General features: G+C 57.1%; 17 protein-coding genes. 2 read left to right on the plus strand and 15 right to left on the minus strand.

All coding sequences use genetic code 11. From position 1 onward, the window contains the following. The first annotated feature begins 2 nt into the window (after positions 1–2). Complete coding sequence (locus K3757_RS15740; RefSeq protein ID WP_259996900.1) at positions 3–992, plus strand: type II secretion system F family protein; 990 nt, start codon at positions 3–5, stop codon at positions 990–992. Positions 993–995: 3 nt separating this feature from the next. On the opposite strand, the gene K3757_RS15745 is transcribed toward K3757_RS15740, so the two are convergent. From K3757_RS15745 to K3757_RS15780, 8 genes are all read right to left on the minus strand, one after another. Then, complete coding sequence (locus K3757_RS15745; protein WP_259996901.1) at positions 996–1,901, minus strand: nickel/cobalt transporter; 906 nt, start codon at positions 1,899–1,901, stop codon at positions 996–998. Continuing rightward, positions 1,886–2,533 carry a DUF1007 family protein gene (locus tag K3757_RS15750; RefSeq protein WP_259996902.1) on the minus strand — a complete coding sequence of 216 codons (648 nt, stop codon included), beginning with the start codon at positions 2,531–2,533 and terminating at the stop codon, positions 1,886–1,888. The genes K3757_RS15745 and K3757_RS15750 overlap by 16 nt, the downstream gene beginning before the upstream one ends. A 48-nt stretch (positions 2,534–2,581) precedes the next feature. Next, positions 2,582–3,787: a PLP-dependent aminotransferase family protein gene (locus K3757_RS15755; protein ID WP_259996903.1), complete on the minus strand. Its 1,206-nt coding sequence runs from the start codon at positions 3,785–3,787 to the stop codon at positions 2,582–2,584. A 93-nt stretch (positions 3,788–3,880) separates the two neighbouring features. Continuing rightward, positions 3,881–4,840, minus strand: a complete 960-nt coding sequence (locus K3757_RS15760; RefSeq protein ID WP_259996904.1) for a DNA topoisomerase IB — start codon at positions 4,838–4,840, stop codon at positions 3,881–3,883. Continuing rightward, on the minus strand, positions 4,837–5,052 hold the full coding sequence (locus K3757_RS15765; RefSeq protein ID WP_259996905.1) for a DUF2945 domain-containing protein: 216 nt from the start codon (positions 5,050–5,052) through the stop codon (positions 4,837–4,839). The genes K3757_RS15760 and K3757_RS15765 overlap by 4 nt, the downstream gene beginning before the upstream one ends. A 55-nt stretch (positions 5,053–5,107) precedes the next feature. Beyond that, a complete protein-coding gene (locus K3757_RS15770; protein WP_259996907.1) occupies positions 5,108–5,893 on the minus strand; it encodes an ABC transporter permease in 786 nt (261 codons plus the stop codon). Further along, on the minus strand, positions 5,886–6,647 hold the full coding sequence (locus K3757_RS15775; protein ID WP_259996908.1) for an ABC transporter ATP-binding protein: 762 nt from the start codon (positions 6,645–6,647) through the stop codon (positions 5,886–5,888). Before K3757_RS15775 ends, K3757_RS15770 begins: the two co-directional genes overlap by 8 nt. Before the next feature lie 63 nt (positions 6,648–6,710). Beyond that, positions 6,711–7,733, minus strand: coding sequence for an ABC transporter substrate-binding protein (locus K3757_RS15780; RefSeq protein ID WP_259996910.1), 1,023 nt, complete (start codon positions 7,731–7,733; stop codon positions 6,711–6,713). Positions 7,734–7,892: 159 nt separating this feature from the next. Between K3757_RS15780 and rpe the strand changes: the two genes are divergently transcribed. Further along, a complete protein-coding gene (gene rpe, locus K3757_RS15785) occupies positions 7,893–8,582 on the plus strand; it encodes a ribulose-phosphate 3-epimerase (RefSeq protein ID WP_259996912.1) in 690 nt (229 codons plus the stop codon). A gap of 35 nt (positions 8,583–8,617) precedes the next feature. Here rpe and K3757_RS15790 read toward each other — a convergent pair whose 3' ends face one another. The 7 genes from K3757_RS15790 to K3757_RS15820 are packed head-to-tail and all read right to left on the minus strand — an operon-like array spanning position 8,618 to position 16,610. Next, positions 8,618–10,111 (minus strand): class I adenylate-forming enzyme family protein, encoded by a 1,494-nt coding sequence (locus K3757_RS15790; protein WP_259996915.1) that lies wholly within the window; start codon positions 10,109–10,111, stop codon positions 8,618–8,620. A 32-nt stretch (positions 10,112–10,143) separates the two neighbouring features. Beyond that, complete coding sequence (locus tag K3757_RS15795) at positions 10,144–10,914, minus strand: oxepin-CoA hydrolase, alternative type (RefSeq protein ID WP_259996917.1); 771 nt, start codon at positions 10,912–10,914, stop codon at positions 10,144–10,146. A gap of 11 nt (positions 10,915–10,925) precedes the next feature. Beyond that, positions 10,926–11,360, minus strand: coding sequence for a PaaI family thioesterase (locus K3757_RS15800; RefSeq protein WP_259996919.1), 435 nt, complete (start codon positions 11,358–11,360; stop codon positions 10,926–10,928). Beyond that, entirely contained in the window at positions 11,341–12,474 is a 1,134-nt protein-coding gene (locus tag K3757_RS15805) for an acyl-CoA dehydrogenase family protein (protein WP_259996921.1), read from the minus strand. The genes K3757_RS15800 and K3757_RS15805 overlap by 20 nt, the downstream gene beginning before the upstream one ends. A 5-nt stretch (positions 12,475–12,479) precedes the next feature. Then, the gene (locus K3757_RS15810; protein WP_259996924.1) at positions 12,480–13,679 is read right to left on the minus strand and encodes an acyl-CoA dehydrogenase family protein; all 1,200 of its coding nucleotides are present in this window, start codon (positions 13,677–13,679) and stop codon (positions 12,480–12,482) included. 41 nt (positions 13,680–13,720) lie between these two features. Next, positions 13,721–15,817, minus strand: coding sequence for a 3-hydroxyacyl-CoA dehydrogenase NAD-binding domain-containing protein (locus K3757_RS15815; protein WP_259996925.1), 2,097 nt, complete (start codon positions 15,815–15,817; stop codon positions 13,721–13,723). A 16-nt stretch (positions 15,818–15,833) separates the two neighbouring features. Further along, the gene (locus tag K3757_RS15820) at positions 15,834–16,610 is read right to left on the minus strand and encodes an IclR family transcriptional regulator (RefSeq protein ID WP_259996926.1); all 777 of its coding nucleotides are present in this window, start codon (positions 16,608–16,610) and stop codon (positions 15,834–15,836) included. Positions 16,611–16,809 lie beyond the last annotated feature (199 nt).

Raw genomic sequence — 16,809 nt, forward strand, 5'->3', positions numbered from 1 at the left:
ACATGTTTGATCTATCAAAAATCGGCACGGCCCAATCTCTGGCCAGCACTGAAAACCTGCTGTTTTACTGCATGACATTTGCTGTGATCCTGCTTCTGATGGGCGTCGTCGGCCTTTATCTGGGTCGAGACCGCACAGCGGAACGTATCCGGTCAATGTCGGCCTCAATGTCACGGGACAACGCGGCACCGCGCCTATCAAAGACCGATGCCACCGATCCGAAAGGCTGGAAAAAGGGGCTGATCCCCGAAGATCCATCAGAGCGCGCCCAGATCCGTTTCCAGCTGGGCAAGCTGGGGTTTGAGCGACCTGACGTTGTTGAAGTGTTTTTCATGATCCGCCTGTTTCTGGCCATGATCACCCCTTTCCTTGTGTTCGCGAGCATCGCGCTGAGCCGGGCAGGTCTGTTGCCCGAAGTGCTTGCCGATACAATCAATGGCACGGGCACGTTGCGCATGATGCAAATCGCGGCAGTTGGCACGGCTATCGGCTTTTATGGCCCCGGTTTCTGGCTTTATTCCAAGATCAAAAAGCGGCAATCCAGTATTCGCGCGGCCTTTCCAAACGCGCTTGATCTGGTGCAAATTTCGGTTGAGGCGGGTTTGGGTTTCGATGCTGCCATCACCCGTGTCGGTCACGAGATCAGCCGTGCATCCCCCGAAATTGCGTATGAGTTCCTGCTTCTCCAGCTTGAGATACAGGCGGGACGTGATCGTGAGGCCGCACTGTTTGATATGGCCGACCGGATGGGGATTGATGAGGCGAAAAGCTTTGCTTTGGTCATTGTACAATCCATGCAATTCGGCACCAGCTTGACGCTGGCGCTAAAAACCTATGCCGCGGAAATGCGCGAAATGCGCGAAATGAACGCCCAAGAGATGGCGAACAAGTTGCCGGTGAAGATGTCAGGTGTGATGTCGATGCTGATGTTGCCGGCGCTTTTCCTGATCACGCTTACGCCGATCATCATCCGCTACACTGCAATCTACTAACGCCTAGAAAGCCCTGAGTAGTAGCGCCATCGACAGCGCGACAACAACAAGGCCAACGGCAACTTCGATCATGGGCATGACCCAGACCAATGCACCTGCCTGCGCAATACTGCGGATGATACCACCGCGAAAACCACTGGCGGCGATACCTACTGCAACGGTGACCGAAGCTGTGCCCAGCGCCATGGCAAACGCACCTGCGATACCGGCCAATGGGATACCCATTTGCCATGTGATGATAAGAACAAACAAAGCGCCAGTGCAGGGACGCACTGCGATGCCAGCGATCAGGATCAGCGCATCGCGCAGGTTTGTTGCCTGCTCGGCATCTTCAATCGAAGGGCCATGACGATGGCCGCAACTGTCGCAAATTTCAGTATGACCATGATGCGCATGATCATGCACGCTTTCCGCCTGCGCCCGCCGCAATTTAAGGACACCGCGCAGCACCAGCCAAAGGCCGATCGCCACAATCATCGCGTAACTCAGCGGGGCCAGCCAATCTTCTGCCGCGCCAACCATCCGGTCACGGGTGAGCCCGAGCAACCACAGGCCGCCATAGGCCAGCAGCACCGCTGTGACCGCTTGACCCAAGCTTGAAACCAGCGCGATGAGCGACAAACGCAGCATCGGCACAGCGCGCGCCATGCCATACCCCCCCACGAGCAGCTTGCCGTGGCCCGGACCGATCGCGTGAAAAAAACCGTAGGCAAAGCAGCTGCCCAGCAACAGCGCATAAGCCCCAACCTCACCGCCCCTCAAGGCGCGCAGAGTGCGTGCGATTCCGTTTTGAAAATTCCGCTGCTCGCCCGCAGCCCAGACACTGATGTTGTTGAAACCACCGCTGAACCACAGCCACGCCAACACGGTGCTTGCCACCAGAACGGCGATCGTTACAGCGCCGCGCATGTGACCCTGACTTCCGTTGCGAAGCGTGCGCCGATATCGCTCAGGCCTGCGGCTTCCATGTCGAAATCCTGTGGTAGTGCAGACAACTCTGCCTTTGTCATGGAAAGCGCGCCCTCAATGTCTGGTTCGTCCAGGGTAACCTGACAATCAGATGCGCCCTGCACCCCAACCGGCAGGCCGACTTCGTAGGCTGTGTAGTAGGTGCCGTCGTAAGGCCTGAAAACAACGGGGCCCGTAATCTGTGGGCTACCAATGACCTTACGCACATGAGTGGTCGTGATCTTGCCGTCATTGAACGACGCTGTCGCCGCTGTGGGCCCCGAGAATTCTAGCGGTTCACCACCAAGTTCCCCCACAAGGTCACCGTTGAATCCTTCGACCCAGTTCATATCAAAGCCGGTCAATGTGGCTGTATCAGAAGGTGTAAGAATACCATCGTAGTCGCTGTCGATCTCCATATCCTCTGTCACCAACAGGGAATAAAGCTCATCGTATTCCCACGTGACTTGCACGTGGGTAAGCCTGTTCTGCGCGTCCACCACAAAGGACAACCCGGTGTTCACAAAGATATGTGGATGCGCGCCCAGCGGGGCAGCGACCATCAACAAACACAGGAAAAGCGCAGTTCTCATATTGCGCTATTTAAATCCATGCGGGCGCCGGTTCAATCAAGATATCGCTTAGAGAGCGGCGGCAATCAGCCGACCCAGACGTTTGATACCTTCGGCAATGCTTGCCTCGTCCGTGCGGCTAAAGCTCAGGCGCAGGGTGTTGGCGCCTGAGCCGTCCGCAAAGAACGCATGCCCCGGCACAAATGCAACTCTTTCCGACTGGAGCGATTTGGCAAGCAGATCAGCGCAATTGAGATGTTTGGGCAGCTCAAGCCAGATGAACATACCGCCTTCGGGCCGTGTCCATGTGACACCCTTCGGCATGTGCGCCTCTAGCGCAGTCAGCATGCTGTCACGGCGTGCGATGTAGGCTGTCTTGATCTTTGCGACATGGCTGTCGAACTGTTCTTTGGCAACAGTTGCAATGGCCATCTGGTTAATGGTCGAGCTGTGCAGATCAGCGGCCTGTTTCAGCAACACCATTTGGCTGATGACTTCTTCAGCCGCGCAGACCCATCCAACCCGCAGGCCCGGCGCAAGCGTTTTGGAGAAGCTGCCACAATAGATCGTGCGGCAGGCATTGATATCGCCTTTACGCTCGATCTCTCTCGCAAGGACTGGTGCAAGTGCCTCGCCTTCGTAGCGCAGGCTTTGATAGGCCGCGTCTTCGATCACTGCGATGTCCAGCGCGTCAGCAAGATCAATGACACGTTCGCGCATATCGGAATCAAGCGTGCGGCCTGTGGGGTTTGCGAAATCCACCGACATGTAGGCAAATTTCACGCGGCCTTCGCCTGCCGCTTCGGCATAGTCGGAAGCCGAACGGTTCGTTTCAGGATCAAGCCGGTCATACCGGGGTTCATATGCATTGAACGCGCCCAGCGCACCAAGATACGTGGGCCAGCCGACCAAGGCCGTGTCGCCGGGGCTAAGCAGCAGCTTACCTAGATAATCAAGCGCCTGCTGGGAGCCGGAAGTGATCAACACATTGTCCCGGGTGCAGGGTATCCCCAGTCGGGCCATTTCACCGACGATCCAGTCGCGGAGCGGGCCATATCCTTCGGACACGGAATACTGCAATGCAGTCGCTTGGGTTTCGGGGCCAAGCGCCGCGGCAAATGCCCGCTGGAAAGCTTCGGCAGGAAACAGATCAGGATCAGGGATACCACCAGCGAATGAGATAATGTCAGGCTGGTCCAGCAGCTTTAGAAGCTCGCGTATTTCGCTGGCTTTCATGCGGCTGTTGCGTGTTGCGAAAATCTGGTGCCAGTCCATCTGTTCCTCCCCGAAACTCACTGTGGGGCCAGAAAGCACGGATTGGCAATTTAGGTCAACATATATGTCCTACAAGGCCGAAACGGTCCTAATCTAACGCTCCAGATACGCCAGCAGACGGTTCTCGGCTGCGCGCAGCCCAGATCGTCCGGCATCGAAACCGGACAGCGCCTCGGTACCCGCCAACTCTACCACATCGGGGTGGATGTAGCTGTTTCGCGCAACAGTTGGCGTATTGGCAAGGCGTGCAGCAGCGGCTTCGGCCATGTCTTTGATTGTCGCACTGCCCTTTTCGCCGATTTCAAATGCCGCCACGGTGCCCGCCCATGTTCGGAACGTCTTTGCCGTAATACCTTCCTCATCGGCACCTTCTGCTATGTAGGCATTCAAAGCTTGCGAGCTGAGCATATGCGGCGTGCCATCATCATCAAGCCACGTCAGAACCTCTGCACCGGGAAGATCGCCGATTTTGTGCAGAACACGGCTCAACGTGCGGTCCTTTACCTGTCGGCGTACTTTCTTGCCGCCCTTCGCAACGTAGCGCAAGGCGATGCCATCATCGCTTAGCGTCACATGCCGTCGCCGCAATGTCAGGGCGCCATAGCTTCCATTCTGATCAGTATACTCGGGGTGGCCGACCCGAAGCGACGTCCGGTCGATCAAAGTCACGGCGCAGGCTAAGGCAAAATCACGCTCGCCCGCTTCTTGTTCCAGATCCCGCGCAACCCGCGCACGCAAACGGGGCAAGTTGTGTGCGAATCCCGTCAGGCTATCAAATTTGGTACGCGCCTGCGCTTCTGCCCATTTCTCATGATAGCGGTACTGTTTGCGCGCCCGAGCATCGCGGCCGGTCGCCTGAAGGTGACCATTCGGCAGCGCACACATCCAGACGTCTTCGTAGGCCGGAGGAACAGCCAAAGCTTCAAGCCTGGCACGCTCAGCCCCCCGTGCGATGGTGGTGCCGTCAGGGGCGACATAGCTAAAGCCGCGCCCGCGGCGCTGCCGTCTGATGCCCGGCTGATCATCCCTGACATAAACCAGATCCACGTTCACGCCGCCCGAACTTCTGAAGAAAGCTTCAGCACTTCGTCGCCATCTTCCTGCTCGATAAAGAGCGCGGGATCATCATCGCTGCCATCTCTGGTCACCTCTGTACCTTTGATGCTGCGGGTGATCTTGCGGGTGTAGGTCTTTTGCACGGTCCCTTCACCAGTGCCATTCCCCCAGTCCCACTCAACCTTGTCACCTTTGTCATACTGAGCCATTGCCGTCTCCCTATGTTTCACGAAGACAACACACATAGCGATTGCTTGGTTCCCGTCAGACTCGCCAGCGCAGCACGCGCCGTTCCAACACGCCGATAATTGATGACACAGCTACGCCCAGCGCGGACAGGATCACCACGCCCGCAAAAAGCCGTTCCAGATCGTACAAGCTGCCGGCCTCAAGGATGTAGGCGCCGACACCGTATTGCGCGCCCAGCATTTCTGCAGCGACCAGCAGGATGATCGCAATCGTCAGCGAAATCCGCAGCCCCGACAGGATGCCCGGCATGGCACCGGGCAACACGATCTTGCGGACAATGGACCACCACGACAGGCCAAAGCTTTGACCCATGCGGATCAGCGTCCGATCCACATTGTCAACGGCGGCATAGGTCGCCACCACCGTTGGTGTGAAAGTGCCAAAAGCGATCAGCGCGTATTTCGACCCCTCATCAATGCCAAACCAGATCACGAACAACGGCAGCAGCGCGATCTTCGGTATCGGAAAAATCGCGGCAACCAGCGGCACCAGCCCAGCACGGACATAAGCGAACAGCCCGATCATCACGCCTACGGCAATACCAACAATCGCACCCATTGTCGCGCCAACAGCTAGGCGGCTGAGCGATGGGAGCAGATGTTTAAACAGCAACCCGCTTTGCCAAAGCTCTCCGAAGGTGGCCAGTACATCCGATGGTCTGGGCAACGTCAGAGAGCTGATCCAGCCACTGCGCGTGCCCCATTCGGCAAAGGCAATGAGCAACACAAAAACGGCGATGCCTAGCCCACGTACCTGCACAGGGGCAAAGCCACCGCCGCGAAAGGGAACCCGGTCAGACATGAAGCAACTCCGCATCCGCTGCTGCGGCTTCGTCCCGCATAAGGCTCCAAAGGTGCTGCTGTTGCGCGTCCAGTTCTGGATCGCCATGCGCGCGGGCCTCAAGCGGTGTGTCTATTTCGACAATCTCGCGCACTTCACCGGGACGGCGAGACAGGACAACAATCCGGTGCCCCAGCCGTACGGCTTCGGCCAGATTGTGGGTGACATAGACCGCAGTAAAAGGTGCGCGCGTCCACAAGGCCACCAGATCGTCCATCAGCAACTCTCGGGTTTGGCTGTCCAAAGCGGACAGGGGTTCATCCATCAGCATCACAGCAGGATTCACCGCTAAAGCACGGGCGATTGCCACGCGCTGCTTCATCCCACCAGACAATTGCTTGGGCAAAGCATCTGCAAAATCCGACAGCCGCGTGCGGGCAAGCACATCAGCGATGATATCGCGCTGGTTTGGTAGATTGTGATCTTCCAGTACCAAAGCAACATTCCCCGCAACCGTCCGCCACGGCAGCAGCGCAAAGTCCTGAAAGATATAGGTCAGCGCATTCAGACAAGCCTCCGGCGGGCTGCCGACCTGACGAACGGCACCTTCGGTTGGTTTCTCCAAACCGCCCAGCAACCGTAGCAAGGTGGATTTGCCGCAGCCGGACGGCCCCACGATACAGGTGATCCGACCGGACGGAATATCCAGAGAGATGTCCCGCAGAACAACGGTATCGCTATAGCGGTGTGTTACCGCATCGAGCTTCAGATCCATCTTGCCCTCATAATTAGAAAGGCCGGACACTCAGGTCCGGCCCCCCGCATCAGTGCCGAACGATCAAGCGCCGACTGTTTCCACATAAGACGTGTCAATCAGCGTATCCAGCGAGATGTCTTTGCCAACCAGATCCTCTGACTGGAACCACTCAAGCTGGTCGCGAACAGAGGCCACGCTCATTTTGCCGCCTTCGTTCAGGCGCATAGTGCCATTGATAATCGACGGCGCCGCCTTTTCACGCGGGCGGTCTGTGTAAACGTATTTGTGGATCAGATCGACCATCGCGTTCACACCCTCATCGCCGCCATCACGGGCGATCATGGCAGCGTTATAGTCGGCAACACCCTTGGAATAAGCGGCAAGATAGTCTTGGGTCATCTGCTTTTCATCCTTCGCGTTCTTGGCGGAGGTGAACAGCGTCGTGACCTGATAGTCCGGCAGATACGTCGCCACATCACCGATGATATGCACCGCACCAGAACCCGCAAGCGGTTTGGCAATATGCGGCACGATGGACCACGCGTCGATCTGTCCCGACTTCAGCGCGCCGATGATCGCGCCAACCTTTTGCAACGGCTTGAATTGCAGGGATATTCCCTCAGCCGCGGCCATCTTGGCACCCATATAGTGAAAGGAGGAGCCAGCCGTGCTGATACCGTAGGATTTACCGTCCAACATGCCGGGCGCTGTGATACCGGATTTGAACGCTGCATCCGAAACAAGAAACTTTTGACCGTCGATACCGGTCTCTTCTTGCAATGCGCCACCGATGACTTTCACTGCCCCCTTATCCGCAAGCGAGACAAGACCGCCAGAAATCGCTGTCAGACCATAATCAACATCGCCTGAGGCAATGGCCACAGCCATCGGCTGGGCCGCCTGAAAAAACTTCAGCTCCACGTCCAAGCCAGCCTGTTTGAAATACTCCCGTTCAACCGCGACAAATGTGCCTGAGTGGCTGGTGAAACCAAGCGCGCCCAACACGATCTTACGGCCCTGCGCAATTGCCGGTGCCGCCAGACCCGCTGCCGCAGCCGAAGCTGCAATCCCGCCAAGCGTCTGGCGCCGTGTTAAAATGGTCATATCCTATCCTCCCGAAATATATGTCGCAGAGTGCCCCTGCCCAATTCGTTAAGTCAAGCGCGCAGCAGCCGCAGATCGCCAATTTGCGCCCCACCGATTGCCCTGCTCCGTGCAAGCCGCTATCAGCATGCCAACCCCATCAACCAAAGGCCGCTGCCTATGTCCTTCGACCGTTCAATCAAAATCGCCCCCTCAATTCTTGCCTCAGATTTCGCCAATTTTGGCGCGGAGTGCGCCGCTGTCGAAGCGCAGGGCGCGGACTGGATTCATGTGGATGTCATGGACGGGCATTTCGTACCGAACATCACCTTTGGTGCTGCTACCTGTGCCGCCATCCGTCCTCACATCAAAGGCGTGATGGACGTGCATTTGATGATCTCTCCGGTGGATGCCTACATTGAGGATTTCGCCCGCGCTGGTGCCGACATCATCACCGCCCACGTAGAGGCAGGGCCCCATATTCACCGCACGATGCAAGCCATCCGCGCGTCAGGTGCCAAAGCGGGGGTTGCCCTGAACCCCGGCACACCGGCCGAAGCAGTCGCGCATCTGTTGGATATCACCGACCTGGTATGTGTGATGACGGTGAACCCCGGCTTTGGCGGTCAGAAGTTCATCGACATGACCGACAAGATCAAAACCCTGCGCAGCATGATCGGCGACCGCCCCGTACACATCGAGATCGACGGCGGTGTTGATCCTAAAACCGCGCCAATCGTTGCTGGCGCGGGGGCCGATGTTCTGGTGGCTGGTTCTGCCGTGTTCAAGGGCGGCTCGGTGCAGGACCCTGCGCCCTACGGTGCGAACATTCGTGCGATCCGCGAAGCCGCCGCAGGTGTTTACATCTAAGACGGCAAATGCGCGAAAAATTTAGGATGAGCTGCCTAGGGCAACTCATCCGCGAATGTTTCAATCATCTTATGCTTGAGCAGCTTTCCAGTGGGCGCAGCAGGCAGCGCCGTTGTCAGCACGATATGCTTGGGCCGCTTATATCCGGTCAGGCGTTCTTTGATGAACTGGCGCAGCTCTTCCACATCCGGTCTGTCTGCATCTGACACCTGCACAAAAGCGAGCACTTCTTCGTCCCCGTCCTTCAATCGCCCGACCACAGCGCTTTGGATGACTTGCGGGTGATCGTTCAACGCAGCCTCTACCTCGGGCGGGTACACGTTAAAACCGCCGTGAATAATCAGCTCTTTCGAACGCCCGAGAATGTATAGACGACCCTCATCATCAATCTTGCCCAGATCGCCTGTGTGCAACCAGCCGTCTGCATCCAGCGCTTTTGCTGTCTCTACGGGATTGCGGTAATAGCCCTTCATCACATGTGGCCCCCGGACCAGAACCTCGCCTTCGTCGACACCGTTGCCGCCGGGGGCATCCGGATCAATGCGGGCCTCTGTGCCCGGTGTGACCGGACCAACGGAGACATCGGGAGAACCAATAGGATTGTCCGTAGCTGATGCGCCCGAAGCTGTTTCGGTCATGCCAAATCCGTTTTGCAGCGGTAGTTCGTAAAAGGCTTCTGCCTTGCGCTTCCACGCGGGATCAAGTGGCGCACCACCTGATGAGACATAGCGTAGCTTGGGTGCGCCAAGGCGCTGCATCCCCTGTTCTTTGGTGTACTGCATCACCAGCGCATGCATCTGCGGCACAGCTGGAATGATCGTCACGCCATCCATTGCCGCCTGATATAGCTTTTGCGCCGAGAACCGCGCCTCGATCATCACATGCGCACCAGTATAGCATGCACCTGTTAGCACCGAGATCAGGCCGAAAACATGGCTCATCGGAAGCGCACCGTAGACAACATCATCCGGCGTCATCCGCCGTAGCATGCTGGACGCCATGCCGCCAAAGCGGACGTTATCATGCGTGAGCATAACCCCTTTAGGATCGCCGGTGGTGCCTGTGGTGTAAAGTAAAACGGCGACGTCTTCGAGAACGGGATCAGGGTCCGATGGCCGCTTTGCAAGTAACAGCGTGCCGAAAGCACCGGAGACCTCATCTGCACCCATCCGCGCGCCGTGAGCGGCCGCATCAGCGGAGATATGCCCCGTCATCACGATAGCGGCGGGCGTAGCGTGATTGACCACACGCTCAACTTCACCCTGTGTTTGCCGCGCGTTGAACGGGATGATTACCGCGCCAATCCTCCATGCAGCATGTAGTGTTGCGACAGCAGCTGCGCAGTTCTCAACCAATAAAAGTACACGGTCATTGGGCTGCACACCTGCTTCCCGCAAATGATCGGCCAGATCCTCGCTGGCGCGGTCAAACTCTGCATAGCTCCAATGCACGCCGCTGGAATCGCTTAGTGCCGTGCTGTCGGGGGCAACCTTTACGCGGTCTTTTAAAAAATCTTCTACCCGTGCCATTCGGCATCCTCCCATAAACTAGTCTTGGCCTTTCAGCCGTAATTCGGACTGCGTTTTTCCAAAAATGCGGCAATGCCTTCGGCGGCTTCCGGCGCGCCAGTGGCAAAGCCCATAGCGTCACGTTCATGATCCAGCTGCTCTGCTTCGGTCGCATCGTAGGCGGCTGCAACCATCTTGCGAATGGCAGCCTGCGCATCACGCGGGCCATCAGCAAAACGATCCGCAAACTTCTGCCCAGCATCCATTGTCCGCCCAGCCTCTGTCAGTGCATTAACGACACCAAGTGCGTGCATTCGCTCTGCCAGAACCGGCTGGGCCAGCAGGCACATTTCCATCGAAAGCTGGCGCGGCACCGTGCGCGCCAGATGCGCTGTCAAGCCGCCATCGGGGACCAAACCGGCCTTCACATAGGCCGCAACGAACTTTGCACCTTGTGCTGCGACGATGATATCGCACGCCAGAGCAAAGCTGAGGCCGGCACCAGCGGCACCACCCTCGACTGCTGCGATGATCGGGACAGGACAGGCACGCATCGCGCGTATCACATCGTGCAACCCGTCGATTCCCGCGCGGCGCTCTTCCTCTGGCATGCCCTGCCGTGAAATCAGCACATTCAAATCACCGCCCGCGCAAAAGAACGGGCCTTCGGACGTCAGAATAATGGACCGGATGCGCCGCTCTTTCGCCAGTTCGCAAGCCTCTAGAATGCAGGCATAAAGCTCCGGCGATAATGCGCCGCGTTTCTCTGTGTTGCCGTTCCAGATGATCAGGCGGTCGCCTGCGTCCTCCATACGTGCGCCCATGGCGGTTCTCCCTATGTGGTCAGTTTTTCCGGCGGGACGCGTTTGAAGACGCCCGTCGATGTGGCAACCAATGTGCCGTCCTCATGCCGTAGCTCTGCAGAAATAAACAACAGGCTGCGCCCCCCACCCGTGACAGTTCCGCTGGCGGTCATCCGCCCCGGTCTGCCGGAGCCCACAAACTGTGTATTCATAGACACCGTCAAAAACGGAGCCTTGCCGCTGGCATCTACGGTAAGCGACCCCGTTGTGCCGCTTGCGTTGTCCAGAAGGGTCACAGCGATCCCGCCATGCAGCGCGCCGTGACGGTTAAGGTGCTGCGGCCCTACATCAAGGTAGCAGCGACCGTGGGCGGGATCGCGGACATCCACCACGTACCCGACCAAGCTTTGGGTGCCGGTCTCATCACGGATGAAACCGGCCTCTGTTTTAGGCTGCTGCGAGGGCAATAAACCGCTCCAGATGATGATCCACATCGCCGAAGCGGTGGTCAGCCATGACGATACGCTTGGCGATATGGGCCAGTTCGTATTCTTGCGTCATCGCAATGCCACCGTGCAGCTGGATGCTTTCTTCGCCCACCAGACGGCCCACACGGCCGATGAGGTTTTTGGCTGCTGACACGTGACGCTCACGTGGGCCGCGCTCATCCTCAAGATGGCCTGCCGCGATGATGACGGCAGAGCGCGCCTGCTCCATCTCGATCAGCAGGTCAGAGAAGCGGTGCGCCAAAGCCTGAAACGTGCCGATCGGGCGACCGAACTGCTTGCGCGTACCAAGATAGTCTTTGGTCAGATAGCAAGCTGTCTCCATCGCGCCCAGCGTTTCGGCTGTTTGCGCAACATTCGCCGCAGCAATACGTGCCTCAATCGCGGGAGACGCTGCACCAGCAGCGCCAAGACGTGCAGATGCAGGTACAGCCACATCCTCAAGCGTCACTTCAGCCGCACGGCCACCAGCCAACAAAGCATAACCCTGAACGGTTACCCCTTTGGCGTCTTTCGGAACAAGGAACAGCGAAATGCCGTCTGCATCGCCCTGTTCGCCACTTTCACGCGCTGACACCACAAGCATGTCAGCAGCTTCAGCATTCACAACAACGGCTTTACGGCCGCTCAGGACGATCTCATCGCCCTTTTCTGTCGCGGTTGTGCTGACACGTGTAAGGTCATAGCGACTGGTCGGCTCACCATGGGCGAAGGCCAATTGCAAAGAGCCTGCGATGATCTCTTCCACGTGGGCCTGCTGGTCGTCATTGCCCAGATCGGCGATCAAGCCACCAGCTAGAACAGCCGTATCGAGGAAAGGCTCAACCACACCGGCGCGGCCCAGTTCTTCGAACACCACGGCAAGGTCAAAACCTTTGCCGCCAAAGCCGCCCTGCTCTTCGGTGAAGAGCGCGCCGATGACGCCAAGCTCGGCCAATTCGGCCCAGATTTCAGACGACATGCCGCTGTCGCTTTCCAAAATCTTGTTACGTGTAGCCGTGTCGTAGCGGTCCCGGAGGAAGCGACGCAGGCTGTCTTGCAGCATTTGCCGCTCTTCTGTCAGATCAAAATTCATGGCCCTTAGCTCCCCATCGTGACTTTTGCGATGATCCCGCGCTGGATCTCGTTGGATCCCCCGAAGATCGACAATTTGCGGTTGTTGAAATACTTGGCCGCGACCGGACCTGCGTCCAGCGGATCGGGCAGCATTTCGTTCGAGCCTTCGATCGCTTCGGATGCAAACGGCATCGCGTATGCGCCTGCTGCACGGCGGGCAAGATCGTTGATTTCCTGACGGATGATCGTGCCTTTCACCTTAAGCATTGAGGATTCAACCCCCGGCGCCTGACCGGCGGCCGCCTTGGAAACGATCCGCAGGTTGGTTGTTGCCATCGCCATCAGATCAATCTCGACCTGCGCAACGCGCGCAGCAAAATACGGGTTCTCAATAAGTGGCTTGCCACCCGCCATTTCGGAACGTGCCAAACGTTTGACCGTGTTCAAACCAGCCTGAGAAAAGCCGACGCCGGCGATGTTTGTCCGCTCATGCGTCAGCAAATACTTCGCATAGGTCCAGCCTTTGTTTTCTTCGCCAACAAGGTTCTCGACAGGCACTTCGACGTCCGTGAACCATACTTCGTTCACCTCATGTGTGCCATCCAGCAGGATGATCGGGCGCACTTCGATGCCCGGTGTATCCATGTCGATCAACAGGAATGAAATGCCTTCTTGCTGCTTCACGTCCTTATCGGTGCGGACGAGGCAGAAGATCATGTTGGCGTGTTGGCCCAGCGTCGTCCACGTTTTCTGGCCGTTCACGATGTAATGCGTGCCCGCCTCGTTTTTGATGGCTGTCGTCTTGAGAGAGGCAAGGTCAGAACCTGCGCCCGGCTCGGAATAGCCCTGACACCACCAGTCCTCACCGGACAGGATGCGCGGCAGCCAGTAATCGTTCTGCTCCTGCGAGCCAAACTTTTGCAGTACGGGCGCAAGCATGCCCAGACCAAAGGGCACAATACGCGGCGCAGAAGCAGCAGCGGCCTCTTCTTCAAAAATGTGTTTTTGAACGGCGTTCCATTCGGCACCGCCAAATTTCTTGGGCCAGTTCGGCGCAAGCCAGCCTTTTTCGTTCAGTGTGGCGTGCCAATGCTCCATGTCGGCTTTGGTCAACTCACCTTTTCCGCGCACTTTGGCTTTCATCTCCGGGGTGACTTTTTCCTCCAGAAACGCACGCACTTCGTCGCGGAACGCTTTCTCTTCGTCAGAATAGCTCAGATCCATTTCGTGTTCCTCCTACAAATCCATTCGATACCGTGTGGACGCTACTTAGCGCCTTGACGGTTTAGGTCTTCAAAACTGCGGCCATCGGCCACAAGCTGTTCTAGCAAGGCGCTTGGCTTCCAGAACCAAGCATCGTCTTGCGCAAAACGCTTAATATCGGCCAAAACAGCGGGCAGGCCCTGCAAATCAGCCCACTTCAATGGCCCGCCCCAATAACGCGGAAAGCCATAGCCAAAGAGCAGAACCATATCCACGTCAGCAGGTCGTCGGGCGATGCCTTCCTCCACTACTTTTGCGGCTTCGTTCACCATGGCACACATGTAGCGCCTGACAATCTCCTGATCAGTGAACTCACGTGGCGTAATTTTCAATTCAGCTTGCTCGGCGGCGATAAGCTCGGGGATCTTGGGATTGGGCACGCTGGCGCGTTGGCCCTTTTCGTACAGGTAATATCCTTCGCCCGTTTTTTGGCCGAAATGGCCCTGTTCGCAGAGTTTATCGATGTATGTTGGTACCCGCTCTTCGGGATGGCGGTCAGGCGCTTTGCGCTTGCGAGTCATCCAGCCAATATCAAGGCCGGCAAGGTCTGCGACAGCAAACGGCCCCATGGCAAAACCAAAACCCGTTAGCGCGCGATCAATCTGATAAGGGGACGCGCCATCGAGCACCATGTGATCTGCCGCCGTCCGGTAAACTGCCAGAATACGGTTGCCGATGAACCCGTCGCAAACGCCCGCGCGCACCGAGATTTTCCCCAAACGTTTGCCTAGTTCAAACCCTGTCGCGACAACGACTGCAGCGGTTTTGTCGGCAACAACAACTTCGAGAAGCTTCATGATGTGAGCAGGAGAGAAGAAATGCAGTCCGATCACATCGGCAGGGCGCGATGTGGACGCCGCGATCTCATCGATGTCCAGATATGACGTGTTTGAGGCCAATATTGCGCCTGGCTTGCAGACGGCGTCCAATTTGCCAAACACTTCTTTCTTGACTGCCATATCCTCAAATACGGCCTCAATCACCAGATCGACCTGCGCAAGGCTGTCATAGCTCACCGCCACAGTAAGCGCCTGCGTGGTCAGCGCATCAAATTGCTCTTGGGTGATTTTTCCCCGTTTGAGCGCACCGGACAGATTGCCTTCGATCCGGTTGCGCGCAGCATTGGCCTGCTCTTCACCTGTTTCGATCAATACCACTTGCAATTGCGCCAAGAGAGCCGCCGTTGCAATCCCTGCGCCCATTGTCCCGCCGCCTATCACTCCGATCGCCTGAAGAGCACGTGGTGTCACGCCTTTGAGTTCGGGCAAGTTACTGACAGCGCGTTCATTAAAGAAGGCGTGGATCATCCCGCGGCTTTGATCACTTTGCAGCATCTCCATGAACAATTCACGTTCGCGCTGCATACCTTTGTCAAAAGGTAGCTCGGATGCTGCCTGAACAGCGCGGACAGCGGCACCGGGGCTTAGTTGGCCGCGCGCTTTTTGAAGTGCACCTTCATGGGCCGCGTTCCAATCTATCGGGTCTGCTGCAGGCAGGTCGGACACCACCCGTCGCGGTGCAGCCGCTGCGATCAGGTCCATCGCATAAGCTACGCCAACCTCTTGCGGATCACCCTCTTTGATCTCATCAACAATGCCCATGTCCAAAGCTTCTGTTGCTTTGACCTGCCGTCCTGATGTGATCACTTCGATCGCTTTGTTTGCTCCGGTTAGGCGCGGCAGCCGTTGAGTGCCTCCGGCCCCAGGCAAGAGCCCCAGGTGAACCTCAGGCAAACCAACCCGGGCGCTCGGCTGTGCAATTCGGTAATGCGTAGCCAAAGCGATTTCCAACCCGCCGCCAAGAGAAACACCATGCATTGATGCGACCACGAGCAAAGGCGAACCTTCAATCCGCGCACATAGATCCCCCAGAAATGGCTCCATCGGCGGTTTGCCAAACTCGGTTATATCTGCACCTGCGATAAACGCGCGGCCATCCCCCACGATAACAACTGCTTTTATATCAGGGTCGGCTTCCGCGCGATCCATGCCGTCCGATAGCCCCTGCCGCACGGCCTGCGACAGCGCATTGACCGGCGGGTTCTGGATGCGCAGGATGGCGACAGGGCCGTTAACAGAAAAAGATACGGGGACGGACATTGATTTCTCCTTGAGTTTATCCACGGCGGCATAGCGCTGGCGCACATCCGGTGCGATTTTCGAGTTCTTTTACAAGCGCGTGCAAAGCGGGACCCACGTCATTCTGCATGCGCTTTCTAGGAAGTGCATCTGGCGTGCCTCCACATGTAAATGCGACAGCTTCACCAAATTCATTTGCGTAATAGGGAACGCTAACCGCGTTGACTGTACTAGCGTATCGCGTGACATCGGGCGTAATGACAAAGCCGCGTGCCAACAATTGGTCATAGCCCTTTTGCCTAAAAATCTGCATGTCCTCATCAGGGCTCATACTGGCGAACCGCTCATCATCAAGCGCGGCAAGATAGGCCATACCAGAAGAAGATCCATGCACAGGTATGCGATGGCCCGGTTCTAACCAGATCGCCGAAGCAGTGGCGGGCCGCCAGGTCCGCACCAACATCATGCGGTCTGAATCCCTCACCGAAATGAGGGCAAGAGTACCGGTTGCATCCGCGAGGCGCTGCATATCGTCGCTTACCATATCAACAAAGCCAACGGAAACCGACGCAACAGAACCTAGTACAATTGCGGCTGGTCCAAGCCGGAAGCGGTCATTCCTGCCCCCGTGGCTGAGATATCCAAGTTCGCACAACGTATAGGTAAGTCTGGAGATAGTTGGTTTTGGCAGTCCGGTCCGGTCAGCGATTTGGGCATGGGTCAAGCCGTTGTCACTGGCGCGAAACGCCCGCAATACGTCTAAGCCACGCGCTAGCGTGTTCGCAAATTTGCGATCTGTAACCTGGCCTGTCATTCGGCCACCAAAGAATTAAATTTCGCTGTCATAGAAGATGACATAATGAGGATCGGAACGATGATGTCTACAGACAACTGCGGAACGGTGTTCCGAAAATGGACATTCTGGGGTTTTTATTGAGATTTTTGGAAAAGATTGAGCTCTCGAGCTGAGACCTAGCGACCCTGATAAAAGTGATAGAGCTAAGTGCCTGGAT

It is taken from the genome of Sulfitobacter sp. S223 (assembly GCF_025143825.1).
In the GTDB taxonomy this organism is placed as follows: Bacteria; Pseudomonadota; Alphaproteobacteria; order Rhodobacterales; family Rhodobacteraceae; genus Sulfitobacter.

What these genes read in the sequence shown, in the direction of transcription:
- K3757_RS15740 (WP_259996900.1), top strand. Translation starts at nt 3, where the DNA reads ATGTTTGATCTATCAAAAATCGGCACGGCCCAATCTCTGGCCAGCACT.
- K3757_RS15745 (WP_259996901.1), bottom strand. Translation starts at nt 1,901, where the DNA reads ATGCGCGGCGCTGTAACGATCGCCGTTCTGGTGGCAAGCACCGTGTTG.
- K3757_RS15750 (WP_259996902.1), bottom strand. Translation starts at nt 2,533, where the DNA reads ATGAGAACTGCGCTTTTCCTGTGTTTGTTGATGGTCGCTGCCCCGCTG.
- K3757_RS15755 (WP_259996903.1), bottom strand. Translation starts at nt 3,787, where the DNA reads ATGGACTGGCACCAGATTTTCGCAACACGCAACAGCCGCATGAAAGCC.
- K3757_RS15765 (WP_259996905.1), bottom strand. Translation starts at nt 5,052, where the DNA reads ATGGCTCAGTATGACAAAGGTGACAAGGTTGAGTGGGACTGGGGGAAT.
- K3757_RS15770 (WP_259996907.1), bottom strand. Translation starts at nt 5,893, where the DNA reads ATGTCTGACCGGGTTCCCTTTCGCGGCGGTGGCTTTGCCCCTGTGCAG.
- K3757_RS15775 (WP_259996908.1), bottom strand. Translation starts at nt 6,647, where the DNA reads ATGGATCTGAAGCTCGATGCGGTAACACACCGCTATAGCGATACCGTT.
- K3757_RS15780 (WP_259996910.1), bottom strand. Translation starts at nt 7,733, where the DNA reads ATGACCATTTTAACACGGCGCCAGACGCTTGGCGGGATTGCAGCTTCG.
- rpe (WP_259996912.1), top strand. Translation starts at nt 7,893, where the DNA reads ATGTCCTTCGACCGTTCAATCAAAATCGCCCCCTCAATTCTTGCCTCA.
- K3757_RS15790 (WP_259996915.1), bottom strand. Translation starts at nt 10,111, where the DNA reads ATGGCACGGGTAGAAGATTTTTTAAAAGACCGCGTAAAGGTTGCCCCC.
- K3757_RS15795 (WP_259996917.1), bottom strand. Translation starts at nt 10,914, where the DNA reads ATGGGCGCACGTATGGAGGACGCAGGCGACCGCCTGATCATCTGGAAC.
- K3757_RS15805 (WP_259996921.1), bottom strand. Translation starts at nt 12,474, where the DNA reads ATGAATTTTGATCTGACAGAAGAGCGGCAAATGCTGCAAGACAGCCTG.
- K3757_RS15810 (WP_259996924.1), bottom strand. Translation starts at nt 13,679, where the DNA reads ATGGATCTGAGCTATTCTGACGAAGAGAAAGCGTTCCGCGACGAAGTG.
- K3757_RS15815 (WP_259996925.1), bottom strand. Translation starts at nt 15,817, where the DNA reads ATGTCCGTCCCCGTATCTTTTTCTGTTAACGGCCCTGTCGCCATCCTG.
- K3757_RS15820 (WP_259996926.1), bottom strand. Translation starts at nt 16,610, where the DNA reads ATGACAGGCCAGGTTACAGATCGCAAATTTGCGAACACGCTAGCGCGT.